The organism is Polaribacter aestuariivivens (genome assembly GCF_005885675.1).
Classification (GTDB): Bacteria; Bacteroidota; Bacteroidia; order Flavobacteriales; family Flavobacteriaceae; genus Polaribacter; species Polaribacter aestuariivivens.
The window spans coordinates 66,706-82,179 of record NZ_VANR01000002.1 but is presented as its reverse complement, the minus strand read 5'-3'; the positions used below and the strand labels follow the sequence as shown (position 1 = coordinate 82,179).

The 15,474-nt window shown below is 29.5% G+C and carries 15 protein-coding genes; 5 read left to right on the top strand and 10 right to left on the bottom strand.

The window, feature by feature from the left end; genetic code table 11:
- The first annotated feature begins 105 nt into the window (after positions 1-105).
- Entirely contained in the window at positions 106-2,100 is a 1,995-nt protein-coding gene (locus FDT66_RS03565) for an LTA synthase family protein (protein ID WP_138534789.1), read from the top strand.
- Here the strand turns inward: FDT66_RS03565 and FDT66_RS03560 are convergent.
- From FDT66_RS03560 to FDT66_RS03540, 5 genes are read right to left on the bottom strand one after another with little or no spacing between them, the layout of a single operon-like run.
- Complete coding sequence (locus tag FDT66_RS03560; protein WP_138534788.1) at positions 2,097-2,657, bottom strand: phosphatase PAP2 family protein; 561 nt, start codon at positions 2,655-2,657, stop codon at positions 2,097-2,099. The genes FDT66_RS03565 and FDT66_RS03560 overlap by 4 nt on opposite strands.
- A gap of 1 nt (position 2,658) precedes the next feature.
- Positions 2,659-3,813 (bottom strand): peptidylprolyl isomerase, encoded by a 1,155-nt coding sequence (locus FDT66_RS03555; protein WP_138534787.1) that lies wholly within the window; start codon positions 3,811-3,813, stop codon positions 2,659-2,661.
- A 2-nt stretch (positions 3,814-3,815) separates the two neighbouring features.
- Positions 3,816-4,544: an FKBP-type peptidyl-prolyl cis-trans isomerase gene (locus tag FDT66_RS03550; RefSeq protein ID WP_138534786.1), complete on the bottom strand. Its 729-nt coding sequence runs from the start codon at positions 4,542-4,544 to the stop codon at positions 3,816-3,818.
- Positions 4,545-4,560: 16 nt separating this feature from the next.
- Positions 4,561-5,094, bottom strand: a complete 534-nt coding sequence (gldI, locus tag FDT66_RS03545) for a gliding motility-associated peptidyl-prolyl isomerase GldI (RefSeq protein ID WP_138534785.1) — start codon at positions 5,092-5,094, stop codon at positions 4,561-4,563.
- On the bottom strand, positions 5,084-6,112 hold the full coding sequence (locus tag FDT66_RS03540) for a DHH family phosphoesterase (protein WP_138534784.1): 1,029 nt from the start codon (positions 6,110-6,112) through the stop codon (positions 5,084-5,086). The genes gldI and FDT66_RS03540 overlap by 11 nt, the downstream gene beginning before the upstream one ends.
- A gap of 147 nt (positions 6,113-6,259) precedes the next feature.
- Between FDT66_RS03540 and FDT66_RS03535 the strand changes: the two genes are divergently transcribed.
- From FDT66_RS03535 to FDT66_RS03520, 4 genes are all read left to right on the top strand, one after another.
- Entirely contained in the window at positions 6,260-6,679 is a 420-nt protein-coding gene (locus FDT66_RS03535) for a nucleoside-diphosphate kinase (RefSeq protein ID WP_138534783.1), read from the top strand.
- A 221-nt stretch (positions 6,680-6,900) separates the two neighbouring features.
- The gene (locus FDT66_RS03530) at positions 6,901-7,674 is read left to right on the top strand and encodes an alpha/beta hydrolase (protein WP_138534782.1); all 774 of its coding nucleotides are present in this window, start codon (positions 6,901-6,903) and stop codon (positions 7,672-7,674) included.
- 2 nt (positions 7,675-7,676) lie between these two features.
- Complete coding sequence (locus FDT66_RS03525; protein ID WP_138534781.1) at positions 7,677-9,089, top strand: leucyl aminopeptidase family protein; 1,413 nt, start codon at positions 7,677-7,679, stop codon at positions 9,087-9,089.
- 41 nt (positions 9,090-9,130) lie between these two features.
- A complete protein-coding gene (locus FDT66_RS03520) occupies positions 9,131-10,330 on the top strand; it encodes an ATP-grasp domain-containing protein (RefSeq protein WP_138534780.1) in 1,200 nt (399 codons plus the stop codon).
- Between the two features lie 78 nt (positions 10,331-10,408).
- On the opposite strand, the gene FDT66_RS03515 is transcribed toward FDT66_RS03520, so the two are convergent.
- From FDT66_RS03515 to FDT66_RS03495, 5 genes are read right to left on the bottom strand one after another with little or no spacing between them, the layout of a single operon-like run.
- Positions 10,409-11,611 carry a hypothetical protein gene (locus tag FDT66_RS03515; protein ID WP_138534779.1) on the bottom strand — a complete coding sequence of 401 codons (1,203 nt, stop codon included), beginning with the start codon at positions 11,609-11,611 and terminating at the stop codon, positions 10,409-10,411.
- A 6-nt stretch (positions 11,612-11,617) separates the two neighbouring features.
- Complete coding sequence (locus FDT66_RS03510; RefSeq protein WP_138534778.1) at positions 11,618-12,433, bottom strand: type 1 glutamine amidotransferase; 816 nt, start codon at positions 12,431-12,433, stop codon at positions 11,618-11,620.
- A gap of 14 nt (positions 12,434-12,447) precedes the next feature.
- On the bottom strand, positions 12,448-13,542 hold the full coding sequence (locus FDT66_RS03505; protein ID WP_138534777.1) for a carboxylate-amine ligase: 1,095 nt from the start codon (positions 13,540-13,542) through the stop codon (positions 12,448-12,450).
- A gap of 57 nt (positions 13,543-13,599) precedes the next feature.
- Positions 13,600-14,709 (bottom strand): ATP-grasp domain-containing protein, encoded by a 1,110-nt coding sequence (locus tag FDT66_RS03500; RefSeq protein ID WP_138534776.1) that lies wholly within the window; start codon positions 14,707-14,709, stop codon positions 13,600-13,602.
- A gap of 18 nt (positions 14,710-14,727) precedes the next feature.
- Positions 14,728-15,432: an esterase family protein gene (locus FDT66_RS03495; RefSeq protein WP_138534775.1), complete on the bottom strand. Its 705-nt coding sequence runs from the start codon at positions 15,430-15,432 to the stop codon at positions 14,728-14,730.
- Between the last annotated feature and the right edge of the window lie 42 nt (positions 15,433-15,474).

Below are 15,474 nucleotides of genomic sequence, written 5' to 3'. Positions count from 1 at the left end.
AATTATGCTTTTTTAAAGCAGATTTTTACACTAAAATTATAGCAATTTATTAAACATATAATTTCTATTAAAATAAATATCTTTGCGTTGAATAAATTACAATTGATGTTTAAAAAAATTCCGAATTATATCAAATACATTTTTGCGAACGTATTTTTTCTGTTTACATATATTTTTATTTTCAGAATTATTTTCTACAGCTTTTTTGCTGACTTAGGAAGTGCCACCTCAAATGAAATTAAAAACGCTTTTTTATTAGGTATTCGTTTTGATTTAAAGCTAACCACCATTGCTGTTTTTCCATTAGCTTTATTGGTTTTGGTAACAAATTATCGTTTTTTTAGAAAAAAATTTTATAAGACATTTGCAACAGTATATTTAATTTTAACATATTTCATTTTAACCTTATTTTACTTATTTGATTTTGGTTATTATGATTATTTAAATATTCGCTTAGATGCATCTTCTCTCAGGTTTTTAACCAATTTAAAAATTTCTGGTCAGGTTTTATTAGAAAGTTACCCAATATATAAAGGTTTTTTAGGTTTGTTTGTTTTGTGTTTTTTAATTTACAAACTAACAAGGTTTCATTATTCATCATTTAAAAATCAAAAAACATTAATTTCTACGAAGGTAAAATCGTTTTACTTTATTGGTACTTTTTTAGTATTGTCTTTTGGTATTTATAATAGTTTTACTCATTATCCTTTGAGGTGGAGTCAGGCTTTTTTTTCTAAAAATAATGCTGTAAATCAATTTACATTAAACCCTGTTCTGTATTTTTTTGACAGTTTTGCTTATAGAAGTGAAGGTGTAGATATGGAGGAATTCAAAAAATATTACCCAGTAATTGCAAAACATTTAAACTTACCAAAAGATACAGTTTCTTTTGAAAGAAAGGTGGTTTTTGACTCTACATATGCAAAAAAACCAAATGTAGTTATTGTAATGATGGAATCTGTAGGTGTAAAACCAATGAGTTTTTATGGAAATCCTATAAAAACAACACCAAATTTAGATTCCTTGGCGAAACAAAGCGTAAGTTTCCCTAATTTTTATGTACATAAATCTGGAACTGCTGCAAGTGTTTTTGCTAGTGTTACAGGTTTGCCTGATGTTGAAGATGTGAGAACTGCTTCTAGAAATCCTTTATTGCAAGATCAACGTATTATTTTTGATCAATTTAACGGTTATGAAAAATTATATTTTTTAGGTGGAAGTGCAAATTGGGCAAATATTAGAGGTGTTTTTCAGGCAAACATTAATAATTTAAAAATTTTTGAAGAAGGAAGCTACAAAACAGAAAACAGAGCAGATGTTTGGGGTATTGACGATTATGAATTGTTTAAAGAATCTGACAAAGAGCTTCAAAAATTACATGAACAAGAAAAACCTTTTATTGCTTACATACAAACAGCATCTAACCACATGCCTTTTACGGTTCCTGATGAAAAAGAAACCTTTAAACCTTTAAATGAAAGTGATGTTTCTGAAGATTTATTAAACAAAAGTGGTTTTAAATCTGTAGCGCAATTAAATGCTTTACGTTATTTAGATTTTAATGTTGGTCGTTTTTTAAAACGTGCAAAAAAATCTGGTTACTATGATAACACTATTTTCGTGTTTTTTGGAGACCATAACACCGCTATGAAAAGAACAGATTTATACTCTAAAGAATTTGATTTGAATATTCAATTACAACATGTTCCTTTTTTAATTCATGCTCCAAAATTTGTAAAGCCAAAAGTTATTAATAAAAACGGAAAATTAATTGATTTATTTCCAACTGTTGCTAGTTTAGCGAAGATAAATTACACCAACTACACTTTAGGAAACGATTTATTAGATAGTACCCAAACAAATACTACTTCTTTTGTTTATTTAGGTATTAATGGAGAACCAGCAGTTGGTTTGTTAAAAGACAGTTTATATTATTCAAAAACCAACGTTACAAATACCACTAGATTATATAATTTAAACGAAAAAAGTTTGATTGATTTGAAAGATAAATATCCTTTACAAAGTAAAAAAATGGATAGTTTGTTAGAGGCATACTACCACTCTACAAAGTATTTGTATTTTAACAATAAAAAACGTTAGGTGAAGTAAGTTTTATCTATTTTTTTATACAATAAAAAATATAAATTACCTAAAATGGTACCTACAGTAATTCCCATAATAATATCTAAAGGAAAGTGTACACCTAAATAAATACGACTGTAAGAAAATAATAGTGGAAATAACAATAGTAAATATATGTACTTGTACTTTCTTCTAAGCAATAATATAGTATAAACAGTAAAGAAAGTTGATGTTGTTGCATGACCAGACATAAAACTAAAACTTCCAGGACGTATTAAAGTTCTTAAACGTTGGTTTATTTCTGGATCGTTATTAGGCCTTAATCGTTCAGTACTATTTTTTATAAAATTAGCAAACTGGTCTGAAAAAGCTACTAAAATTATCATAGATAGAATGATAATTCCTCCTCTTTTCCATCCAAAAGACTTCACTATTAGAAACAAAACAAGTAAAAATACTGGTGCCCAATTAAATTGGTTTGTAATAAATAGCCAAAAAGAATCCCAATGTTCGTTTCCTAAATTATTTAAAAAAACTAAAAGCTCTTTATCAATTTTTATAATTCTGTCTAGCAACTTATTTTCCTATTTTTAAAATTTCTATTTCGTAAATTAAATCAGATTTTGCTGGAAATGGACCAGCTTTTTGATCGCCAAATGCAATTGAATAAGGAATAAAAAAGCGTGCTTTTTCACCTTCTCTCATTGTTAAAAGACCTTCTCTTAAACCAGAAATCATAGGATTTTGTTCGTCTTTTAAATTAAAAACTACAGGTTTTCCAACATCTGAAGATGATTGCATTCTTTTACCATCTGCAATATACAATGTGTAATTTGCAGTAATTGGTTTATTTTCTGTTACTTTTTTTCCTTTAGTTTCTTTTAGCATTAAAATACGTAAACCTGTACCAGTTTCTTTGGCTTTAGAAACATTCATTTTTGCCAAAAAAGCTTTTTTACGAACTAAATATTTTGCGTATCTCTTTTCTTCTCTCTTATTTTCTTGGTTTATTTTTGCTTGTTGAGATTTTTCAAAATCTGCCTCTTCTTCATTAAAAACTGATGCAGCATCAAACTCTTTTGCTGCTGCACCAATTCTTATTATTTTAATGGTATTAATAGTATCATTCTGTACAATTTTATTTACAATTGCCATTCTTGTGGAATCTATTGCTTTTTTTAATTGTAGAGAATCTGTATATTTTTTTTGTAATTCTTTTAATTCTAATGAATTTACAGTTGTTTTACCAAATACACTGTGTTTTCCATTTAAATGTGGTATTGCTCTGTGAGTTATAAAAAACTGACTATTATTAGTTTTTGGACCTCCATTTGCCATGGAAAGTATGCCTTGGTCATCGTGTTTGTATATATAATCTCCATTATCCGCTATTGGAAATTCATCACCAAAAAGATACCCAGCAATTTTTCTTCCTTTTGAGGTGTAACCACCTGCTTGAATAACAAAATTTGGCACTACTCTATGAAAAATAATACCTTCGTAAAAGTTTTCTCCTTTTAAAGAATCTAATAATCTAGTATTTGTACCTTCAACTAAAGATATAAAGTTTGCAACGGTTTTTGGTACATCGTTTGCATACAATTCTAATAAAATATCTCCTTTATTAGTTTCTATGTTTGCGTAAATACCGTCTTTTAAATCTTTATACTTTGGAGATGTACAAGAGGTTAATAGTAAAAAAATAATAAAAAAATATACTATTTTTTTCATTATTAATCTAATACTTCTAATAATTCTACTTCAAAAACTAATGTTGAAAAAGGTTTGATTTTATCACCTCTTTGTTGTGCTCCATAAGCCATTTCTTGGGGAATGAAAAACTTATATTTTGCACCTTCTTTCATTAATTGTAAGCCTTCTGTCCAACCTTTAATTACTTCATTTAAAACAAATTCTGCTGGAGTTCCTCTATCTACAGAACTATCAAATACTTCTCCTTCTAAATTTGTTCCATGGTAATGTACTTTTACTCTAGTAGAAGGTGATGCTGGTTGATCTCCAGTTCCTTCTTTTAATATAATATATTGTAAACCACTATCTGTTGTGATAACACCTTCTTTAGTTTTGTTTTCTACTAAAAAATCTTCACCAGCTTTTTTATTGTCACCAAACTTAGCTTCAGCTTCTTTAGCTGCCTTTGCACGCTGCTCTTCCATTTTAGCAGTTTGTTGTTTTCTTAAGTAAGTATTAATTATTGTTTGAATGTCTTTTTGCGCTACCAATAAATTCGTAGAATCTTTTCCACTGATGTAACCTTGTATAAAAGCATCATCATTCACTTCTTTTAAATTTGCTTTGAATTGAGTTGCCATATTTAACCCAATTGCATAACTTACAGAGTCTATTTCTGTATTTAAAGTTTTCACTTCTTTTACTTGATTCCCACAAGAAAACATACTTACTGTAATTGCTACTGCTACTAAACTTTTTACTAATTTCATTGTTGTTTCGATTTATTTAATTTTTAATATTTATTAATGTTACTGTACTTTTTAGGCTTTGATTGATTCCTATTTTATTTCCATCTCCAGATACTCCAAAGGCGTTGTAAAATGGAATGACAAATGTAATGGTTTCTCCTATTTTCATCAACTTTATTCCCTTTTGTATTCCAGAAATAAAATCTTCTTTATCAACGCTATAATTTTTGACTCCTAAATCGTCTTTACTGTAAATTATTGAGTCATTTAAATCACGTATTTCATACTCGAAAGTTACCACATCACCTACTTTTGGTGTTGGTTTTTCTTCCTCAATTTTTGTAATGTATTTGTACCAAAATCCATTGTTTGAGTTTATGTATGAATTTGTTGAATCTTTTTGAATTAATAATTGAATTTTTTCTTCTTCTATTTTATTTAATTGTTTTGATTCTTCAATTGTTTTTTGAAAAATGGTTGTTGATGGTTTTGGGTTTATAGGTCTTCTTGCTGTTGGTTTTGTACAGCCTATTAAAATAATTCCGAAAAATAAAAATATTTTAATTTTCATAAGATGTATTTAACTCTTCTTTATATTTTGGTAATAATGAAGTGAATTTTGAAACAGTTTCTTCAATAGATAAATTACTTTTTCCACCAGCAGCATTGTCATGACCTCCTCCTTCAAAATAATTTCTCGCAAATTGATTTACGGAAAATTTTCCTTTTGATCGAAATGATATTTTCACCAAATTTTGTTCACTATCTTCAATAAAAATAGCTGCAAAAACAATACCTTTTAATGATAATGCGTAATTAACTACACCTTCAGTATCACCTTTTTGAAAATCGAAACGATTTTTTTCTTCATTTGTTAAAGTAATATATGCTGTTTTATATGTAGGTAATATTTGTAAATTACTCAACGCTTTTCCTAACAATAGTAGCCTGTTGTATGAATTTGCATCATAAACATTGTTGTGAATTTTATCGTTTTGAGCTCCTTTATCAATTAAATCGGCAATAATTCTGTGTGTTTTACTGGTTGTAGACCTGAATCTGAATGAACCTGTATCTGTCATAATACCTGTATACAAACAAGTTGCAATATCTGCATCTATTAAATGTAAATCGTTATTCATTTCAATAAATTGATATACCATTTGACAGGTTGAACAAATTTCTACATCTGAATACATATATGTTACATCATCTGGTTGTTGATGATGATCTATCATCGCAAAATCATTTGGATATTTTTCTAAGGTATTTTGCATATCAGAACCTACCCTATGTAACGCATTAAAATCTAGTAGAAAAATAATATCAGAATTGTTTATAGCCTTTTGAGATTGAGAATTTTGCCAGTCGAAACGAAAAGTATTTTCTGAACCAGGTAACCAATGTAAAAAATCTGGATATTCGTTTGGAACTACCACTGTTGCATTGTGTCCTTTTTTGGTGTAATATTTACACAAAGCTAAAGTAGAGCCCATAGCATCTCCATCTGGGTTTCTATGTCCAATTATTACGATATTTCTCTGTTTTTCAAGAAACTTATTTAACGCTTCAAATCCTTTTAAAATCATAAGTCGCGAAGATACAATTTAATCGTATTTATAGAAATTATTTTGAGTTTCAATTTTATATATTTAATCCCCTTCATAATTGAAAACGAAGTTCTATTGTTTTTATGATAAAAAACCGTACTTTTGCCGAAATTTTAAAAAAATAAAATGGCAACAAATAGAACATTTACAATGATTAAACCAGATGGTGTTGAAAACGGACATACTGGTGCTATATTAGATAAAATTAATGCTGCAGGATTTAGAATTGTAGCTTTAAAAAAGACACAAATGACAAAAGTAGACGCAGAAAAATTTTATGCTGTACATAATGAGCGTCCGTTTTTTGGTGAATTAGTAGAATTTATGACTCGTGGACCAATTATTGCTGCTATTTTAGAAAAAGAAAACGCTGTAGAAGATTTTAGAACTTTAATTGGTGCTACAAATCCTGCAGAAGCAGCTGAGGGAACTATCAGAAAAATGTATGCTACTTCTTTAGGTGAAAATGCAATACATGGTTCAGATTCTGACGAAAATGCTACTATTGAGGGAGATTTTCATTTTTCTGGAAGAGAACAATTTTAAGAATTTTTAGAAATTCTTAGTCTAAAAATATATTTAGTGTAAAACTCGCAACAATTGTTGCGAGTTTTTTATTTTAAAAATAAATCAAACCATCAAAAATAGATGATTAATACCAACAATTATACTTGTTTTTATAAGCTCATATCTTTGTTAATTTATATCTTAAATTTTATATTTATGAAATCATAAAATCGTATTTTTGAGCTCTTAAAACATAGCACATGACATTGACGGATTTTAATCCTATTATAGAAACGATTGAAGAAGCTTATGAAATTCCGCATTTGAATGCGACCAGAAGAATTTCGGCGTTATTACCTCACAATTATTACGAAACTGACAAGCATTATCCAGTATTATATTTACAAGATGGTCAGAACCTTTTTAACCCAATGGCGCAATATGGTGATTGGGCAATAGACAAATCTTTGGCTAAATTAGCAGAACAAGGTTTGGCGGATATTATAATTATTGCTATAAATCATGGTGAAGAAGAACGTATATCTGAATATTTACCATATTACCATCCAAGATTCGGACAAGGAAAAGGAAATTTTTATATCGAATTTATGATAGAAAAATTGCTTCCTTACATCAATAAAAAATACAGAACATTAACCGATTTCGAAAATACAGGAATTGGAGGAAGCTCAATGGGAGGTTTAATTAGTTTATATGCAGGTTTATCAGCCCCTAAAATTTTTGGTAAATTGATGATTTTCTCTCCAAGTTTATGGATTTCTAAGAAAATATTCGACAATACAAAAAGTTTCATGCCTTTAGAAGAAGCTAAAATTTATTTATATTCTGGAGGAAAAGAAAGTAAAGAACACCTACCAAATGCTTTAAAGTTAGGTGGAATTATCAAAGAAAAAATGATTAAAGGATATCATATTGATTTTCATTTTTCTATCAATCAAGAAGGAAATCATTCTGAAGTACATTGGCGTAAAGAATTTCCAAAAGCTATCAAGTGGCTTTTCAATAAAAAATAATTATGAAATACACTCAAATAAAAGAATTAAACTTTTCTAAAGACATTATTTTACCTTGTAAAAAAGACGATTTAGAAAGCATAAAACACCTACTTCCAATTGAAAACCCCAATTTTGATGGTAGTTTTCTTACACATCATTTAGTGTATGGAAAAGAAGGGAATAAAATTTATCTAGTTGGTTTAGGAGAACAAAAAAACGAGGCTCATTTAGAAGATACATTTCGTAAATTTTGTTTCGAAACTAAAAAATATTGGGGAGAAAATATTCAGTTTTTTGCTCAAAATCTTTCTACAGAAAGTTTAAAGAAGGCAGTAATAGGTTTAGAAATGGCACAATATGTAATTGGTGCTTTTAAATCTACCAAAGAAGAAATTAAAGAAATAAATATTGATTTTATTTCTACAGAAGATATTCAAAAAGAGTTAGAAGAAGGGCAATTTACTGGAGAAGCAATCAATAAAATTAAAGCTTTGGTAGATGCTCCACCAAATATTAAAACTCCTGAATATTTAGGTGATTGGGCTAAAAAATCTTCTAAAGATTCGAATTACAAATGCACCGTTTTTAAACAAAAAGAATTAGAAAAAAAAGGTTTTGAGGCAGTTCTATCTGTTGGAAAAGGAAGTGTAAATAAACCAGTGGTAATTGTAAACGAGTACACTCCAAAAAAATCTAAAAAAATAGATATTGCTTTGGTTGGTAAAGGAATCACTTTTGATTCTGGTGGAATTTCTATTAAAGGCTCTACCAATTTACACTATATGAAAAGTGACATGGGTGGTGCAGCCGTGGTTTTAGGCGTTGTAGAATTGGTGGCGAAACTAAAATTAGACATTAATATTGTGGGTATTGTAGCCGCAGCAGAAAATGCTGTAGATGCAGAAAGTTACAGACCTGGAGATGTTATTGACTCTTATTCTGGAAAAACCATCGAAATTATAGATACAGATGCTGAAGGTCGTTTGGTTTTGGCTGATGGAATTAGTTATGCCATTAAAAAATTCAATCCAGAATATTTAATTGATTTAGCTACTTTAACAGGAAGTGTAGTTAGAACTTTAGGATATGCTGCTGCAGGAATGTTCACACAAAATCAAGAAATGGCAAATTCAATGTCTGCAATTGGATATAAATACCATGAGCGTGTTTGGCAATTGCCAATGTTTGAAGATTATGAAGCAGATTTAAAATCGGACGTTGCAGATATTAAAAATTTCAACGGAAAACCAATTGAAGGTGCTATAAATGCTGCTAAATTTTTAGAATTTTTTACAGAAAAGCATCCAAAATGGATTCATTTAGACATTGCAGGAGTTTCTTTTGGAGCCTCACAATACGCAAAAATGAAAAGCGCTACAGGATTTGGAATTCAGTTAATTACAAATTTCATTAAAGAAAAAGTTACAATGTAACATTCTATTTTGTAAATTTATAACATACCAAATCTAAAAAAATGTCTGAAAAATCGTTAAATTTTCTTTGTATTACCACTTATTTTAAAGGAGAAGATTTTATTAAAAGCTGTAAAGAAGCAGGTAACAAAGTATATTTACTTACCAAAAAAAGTTTAGAAAACGAAAAATGGCCTTGGGAAGCAATTGATGATGTTTTTTATATTGAAGAATGGAATCAGAATGATATTATTAAAGGAATTGCCTACAAATTCAGAGAAATAAACTTCAACAGATTTGTAGCTTTAGATGATTTTGATGTAGAAAAAGTTGCTTTACTTCGTGAACATTTTAGAGTTCCTGGAATGGGAAGAACTACTGCACATTATTTTAGAGATAAATTGGCAATGCGTATCAAAGCTAAAAATGAAGGTGTGAATGTACCAGAATTTACTTCGCTGTTTAACAATGATGATATAAACAATTATGCTGATACAATTCCTGCTCCATGGTTATTAAAACCAAGAATGGAAGCTTCTGCAACAGGAATTAAAAAAATTCATACAAAAAATGAATTGTGGCAAATTGTAAATGATTTAGGTGACGAAAGAGATAATTATTTAATTGAAAAATTTGCTCCTGGAGACGTATATCATGTAGATGGTTTAAATGTTGATGGAAAAGTGGTTTTCGCGAGAGTGAGTAAATATTTAGATACTCCTTTTGAAGTTGCTCATGGTGGAGGAATTTTTAGATCTGCCACTTCAGAAATTGGTTCTAAAGTAGAAAAAGGATTGCAAAAAATGAATGTTCAAGTAATGAAAGCATTCGGAATGCAATCTGGTGCTTCTCATACAGAATTTATTCAATCAAAAGAAACTGGAGAATTGTTTTTTTTAGAAACATCATCGAGAGTTGGTGGTGCTAATTTAGCTGAAATGGTTGCTTATGCTTCTGGCGTAAATCTTTGGGGAGAATGGGCTAAAATTGAATCTACCAACCTGAAAAATGAAAGTTACAAATTACCTAAAATTCACAACAAATATGCAGGAATTGTAGTTTCTTTAAGCAGATTCGAACACCCAGATACTTCTAGTTTTACAGACAAAGAAATTGTTTGGAAAATGGATAAAGAATGGCATATTGGTTTAATTGTAGTTTCTGAATCGAGTGCGCGTGTTATTGAATTATTAGACAAATACACGCATAGAATTGCTTCGGAATTTCATGCAAGTATTCCTGCACCTGATAAGTCTTTATAGAAAACGTAATTTTATGAAAATAAAAAAGACCTCACAGGTTTTAAAGCTGTGAGGTCTGAATATTTTTAAAAGTATAATTTAGTTTTCAAAAAAACCAGTGCTACCTCCAACCCAAGTTTTGTCTTTATTATATTTTACACCCACCATTTCACCTTTACTAATTCTAATTAAATTACTAACGATTTCAGTTTTGTTGGTTTTAGAATTGTGCATGAGCATCATACGAACTTCGCATTTTGCAGGAACATCCATGGTTTCTATAATTGGTGCATACGCTACTTTTTCTTGCAATAAATAGTTTGATTTATCTTTAATTTCATCAATCATTTTACGTGTTACGTGAATCTCTACTCCTGCACCAGCAAAAGAATACAAAGGTTTTAAAACATAGTTTTCTAAATCTTCTGGAATTTCCGCTAATTTATCTAAATAAAACGATTTTGGTACATAATCTCCTTTTAACAAAGGCATTGTGTATTTACTTATTCTGTAAAACCAATTTGGGTGACCAATCCATTCTATATCCACTTTATCTAAAAAACTAAATTGGGTTTTTAAACCTTTTCGTTGATCTAATTCATCAAAAATAATTCTATTATAGATTTTTAATATCTTTATTTCTTTACTTTCATCATCTAAATAAAAAAGCTCTTTACCTTTTTTTATCAATTTTGAAATACACAATATTTTAATTCCTAGTGCTTTTTCAGTTGCATAAAAATCGATTGCAGTTGCCTGTTTTTCTGGCTCTATTTCTAATAAAATAACTTGTTTAGGGTTTGTTTCACCAACAATTTCTTGTTGCAATAAAGTAACATACTCTTTAGAAGTTATTCCATTTACATGTTGAGAATAGTTTTCTGGAATTACGTTTCCAAAATGTTTACGATACATACTTCCTAACAAATGCTGAAAGAAATATAAAGATGGAAACCCTTGTAATTCAATCAATTTTGGAACCAAATTTCCGTTTTCGTCTTTACAGATACCGAAATCTAGTTGTAAAAATTTTGAGTGTTCATCTTCATTGGGTACAATTCTATCTTCCGTAAAAAAAGCACCATTTGTGAGCTCTTTAAAATTTGGTTTATTAATGACTTCCAAAATATCATTGCAAGCGTTTACTAACTTATTTTTTAAATCTTTTGGAATAAAAACCGGTGTTTCTGCGATTTTGAAAGGTGGTTTATAATCGAACGTATTTTCAATATCTTTTAAAAAAAATTGATACTTTTCTTGAGAAAAATTTTTGTTGTATAACTTTCTATTTTGATGTATCATAATATTTTAAGAAAATACGGGTTGCTTAACACTAATTATTGCGTTTGAGATAAATTTCGGTAAAATGGTATTGTATGTCATTATTAACTTATCTGGATCATCCATTCTATCCATCATTTGATTGTATTTTTCTTCACCAAAACTGTTAATTACAATTTGCTTGTTTTCTTCTAAAGTAAAAAATGCTTCCATACTTACTGGATCTGCTTCTGGATGAAACTGTGTTCCAACGAATTCTTCAGAAAAACGAACCGCCATAATTGCACGCTCTAACTCTACATGTGTTCTTATTTTTTCTAAACTTAAAATAGTAGCTCCATGACCAGCAAACACCTTTAAATTTGGTTGAATTAATTGCCAATCTCTCGAATCTACTGCATAAAATGGGTCGTTTAAACCATCTAATAATACATCTTTTTTTCCTGCTTTTGTTTTGTGTACTTTCAAAATACCGAAAGAGGTACTTTTTCTTAATTTTATTTCTCCTAATTGAAAATAATTACACATTACTTGAAAAGAATAACAGATAAAAAATACGTGTTTTTTTTGATAAGAAGTTTTATTGATGTCCCATAATTTTTGCATCAATACTAAATAAGGTTCTCTCCAAATGGCGTCTTCTAAAGGGCTTCCAGGACCTCCACTTGATATATAAATATCGTAAGAAGTATCAGGAATTTCATTTTTTGCTCTAACATCAAAAATGGCAAAATCTACATCATCACTAAAAGTTTCAACAATTTCTTTGATACAACGTAAACCTTGGTTCGGTTGGTTGTTATTCATATCTAAAATTGCTAATTTCAATTTATTATTTGTCATTTAAAATTCTATAATTATAATCCTAAAATAGTTTGCTCTGTAATATAATCAACTACTTTTGTTAAGTCTTTTGTTTGTTCGTACACTTTTAATTGTCTGTCTGCACCTGTTCCGTTTTCTAACATTTTAAAGATGTATTCCACTTCTTTTCTTGATCCTAAATCATCTAAAACATCATCTAAAAAAGCTACAAACTCATGCATTAATAATTTTGTTTCAATTTCTTTTTCTAAACCAAAATCTATCATTTTTCCATCAATTCCATAACGTCCAGCTCTCCATTTATTTTCATTAATTAAAGCTCTGTGATATACCATAAAATTAAGATTTTGAGTTCTTAATTTATACAATTTAGCTACTAAAGCCTGAATTAAAGCTGCGATACATATGGTTTCATCAACAGTTAATGGAACATCACAAATACGAACTTCTAAAGTTGGAAAAATTGGATGTATACGAATGTCCCACCATATTTTTTTTGGATTATCTATACATTTTGTTTTTACTAATAAGTTTACGTAGTTCTCATATTGTGCATAATTATCGAAAACTCCTGGAATTCCGGTTCTTGGAAATTTATCAAAAACTTTAGATCTATAAGATTTAAAGCCTGTATTTCTACCTTCCCAAAAAGGAGAGTTTGTAGACAAAGCGTATAAATGAGGCAAAAAGTAACGCATCGCATTTACCAAATGAAGTGCCATATCTTTATCTGCCATACCCACATGTACGTGTAGCCCAAAAATTAGATTAGATCTTGCAGTATCTTGTAATTCGTTTACAATTTCTTCATAACGTGGATTTGGAGTAATTAATTGAGTTTCCCATTTAGAAAAAGGGTGTGTACCTGCAGCTCCAATTTTAAAACCCAAATTGTTTGCGATGCCAGAAATAGATTTTCGAAGGTGTGTAACTTGCTTTTTTGCGTCTGCAATATTCTCGCAAATATTGGTTCCAACCTCTACAACAGCTTGATGCATTTCTGCTTTTACTTGGTCATCTAAAACTTTGGTTGCTTCTGTAACAATTTTTTGATCATGAGATACTAATTCTCTCGTAACAGGATCAATTACTTGATATTCTTCTTCAATACCTAATGTAAATTTCATATAAGAAAGGTTCGTTTATAAAATTTGATTGTACAAACAATTAAATTTTGTGAAATACTATTTCTTCGTAGTTTTTTTTGTGGCTGACTTTTTTACAGGTGCTTTTTTAACTGCAACTTTTTTAGTAGTAGCCTTTTTTAAGGCTGTTTTTGCTGGTGCTTTTTTAACGGCTACTTTCTTTGAAGGCGTTTTTTTTGTAGTTGTCTTTTTAGCAGGTGCTATTTGATCTGATACAAAACTACCCCAAGTAAGATTCATTTGCCCTTTTTTGTATTGTTTTGCCTTTTCAATTGCCATGTTTGCCGCATTTTCTACAATCCATTCAAAATTTTCTTCACCTACAGAATGTATATCTGCATCTGGTGCAGGGTTACAAAAATCGATTGCATAAGGAATTCCATCTCTTACAGCAAATTCTACTGTATTAAAATCATAACCCAAAGCTTTGTTTAAACGAATACAATAATCATGCACTGTGTCTAATATTTTTTGATCTACAGGTTCTCCATCTAAAACATATCGTAAATGATGCGGATTTCTAGGCTCATATTGCATAATATGCACATTATCTGTTCCTAAAACATAACATCTAAAGTATTCTTTAAAATTTATTTCTTCTTGTAACATCATCACTAAATGCTCAGTTTCTCCATGTTTTTTCCATAAGTCGTCTGGATTTTCAACTTTGTAAACACTTTTCCAACCTCCACCATCATGAGGTTTCATATATGCAGGAAAACCAATTGTATCAAACATTTTTTCCCAATTGAAAGGAAATTTCATGTTTCTGAAAGAATTTTCATCTGTATCTGGTGGTCTGTGTGAAGTTGGTAAAATAAATGTTTTTGGAACTGGTACACCTACTTTTTCTGCCAAGGCATTGTTAAAAAATTTTTCATCTGCACTCCACCAAAATGGGTTATTAATTACAGCAGTTCCTGTAATTGCCGCATTTTTTAAATACGCTCTGTAAAAAGGAACGTCTTGTGAAATTCTATCAATAATTACAGCATATTCATCAGATTTTGCTTGTTCTACAGTATCAATTAATACTGCTTCTGCCATCATATCTTTAATGCCTTGTGCTGCTATTTTTTTGTTTACTCTATCAATAAACGCTTGTGGAAACGTATTTTCTTGTCCGAATAAAATTCCAATTTTTTTCATATATGTTTTTTGTTAGTTTTAAATTTTTGATAAATAGTGTGGAAACATTTCTCTCCAAATTGGCCAGTCGTGTTCTGCCCATTTTCGCTCATCAAACCAAAAAGGAATGTTTTTATCACTTAATATTTTTGCCAGTTTTTGATTTGCTTCTAAGCAAATATCCCAATCACTTGTTCCTAAAATAATTTTCATGTTCCATAAATCAGGATGGTTACTTCCCGGTAAAAAATCTACAGGATTATTATAAAAAACATTGTCATCATAATAACCATCTAAAAAAGATTTGATATCAAAAGAGCCGCTTAAACTGAACATATGGCTTACTCTTTCTGGATGTTTAAAAGCAAAATTTGCTGCGTGATAACCTCCAAAACTTACTCCTGCAATGGCTAATTTTTGAATACCTCTTTCATGGCAAATAGGGTTTACAACTTCGTCCATAATAAATTTATCGTACCAAATATGGTTTTTCACACGATCTGCTGGATGAATTCCCTTATCATACCAACTTAATTCATTAATACTATCAGGACAATAAATTTGAACCAAACCTTCTTCTAAAAACCATTTTGCAGATTCTATTAGTTTCATGTCTTTACATTCAAAAAAACGCCCCATTGTTGTTGGAAATAATACAAGAGGATAACCTGCATGCCCAAAAACCAGCATTTCAATTTCTTTATTTAATGTTGGCGAGTGCCATTTATGATATTGTTCTTTCAATATACTAAATATTTATTTATTGTTAAAATATATGTCAAAATT

Bases quoted from the DNA above. Each gene is read 5' to 3' on its own strand.
- FDT66_RS03565 (WP_138534789.1), top strand. From the start codon at position 106: ATGTTTAAAAAAATTCCGAATTATATCAAATACATTTTTGCGAACGTA.
- FDT66_RS03555 (WP_138534787.1), bottom strand. From the start codon at position 3,813: ATGAAAAAAATAGTATATTTTTTTATTATTTTTTTACTATTAACCTCT.
- FDT66_RS03550 (WP_138534786.1), bottom strand. From the start codon at position 4,544: ATGAAATTAGTAAAAAGTTTAGTAGCAGTAGCAATTACAGTAAGTATG.
- gldI (WP_138534785.1), bottom strand. From the start codon at position 5,094: ATGAAAATTAAAATATTTTTATTTTTCGGAATTATTTTAATAGGCTGT.
- FDT66_RS03540 (WP_138534784.1), bottom strand. From the start codon at position 6,112: ATGATTTTAAAAGGATTTGAAGCGTTAAATAAGTTTCTTGAAAAACAG.
- FDT66_RS03535 (WP_138534783.1), top strand. From the start codon at position 6,260: ATGGCAACAAATAGAACATTTACAATGATTAAACCAGATGGTGTTGAA.
- FDT66_RS03530 (WP_138534782.1), top strand. From the start codon at position 6,901: ATGACATTGACGGATTTTAATCCTATTATAGAAACGATTGAAGAAGCT.
- FDT66_RS03525 (WP_138534781.1), top strand. From the start codon at position 7,677: ATGAAATACACTCAAATAAAAGAATTAAACTTTTCTAAAGACATTATT.
- FDT66_RS03520 (WP_138534780.1), top strand. From the start codon at position 9,131: ATGTCTGAAAAATCGTTAAATTTTCTTTGTATTACCACTTATTTTAAA.
- FDT66_RS03515 (WP_138534779.1), bottom strand. From the start codon at position 11,611: ATGATACATCAAAATAGAAAGTTATACAACAAAAATTTTTCTCAAGAA.
- FDT66_RS03510 (WP_138534778.1), bottom strand. From the start codon at position 12,433: ATGACAAATAATAAATTGAAATTAGCAATTTTAGATATGAATAACAAC.
- FDT66_RS03505 (WP_138534777.1), bottom strand. From the start codon at position 13,542: ATGAAATTTACATTAGGTATTGAAGAAGAATATCAAGTAATTGATCCT.
- FDT66_RS03500 (WP_138534776.1), bottom strand. From the start codon at position 14,709: ATGAAAAAAATTGGAATTTTATTCGGACAAGAAAATACGTTTCCACAA.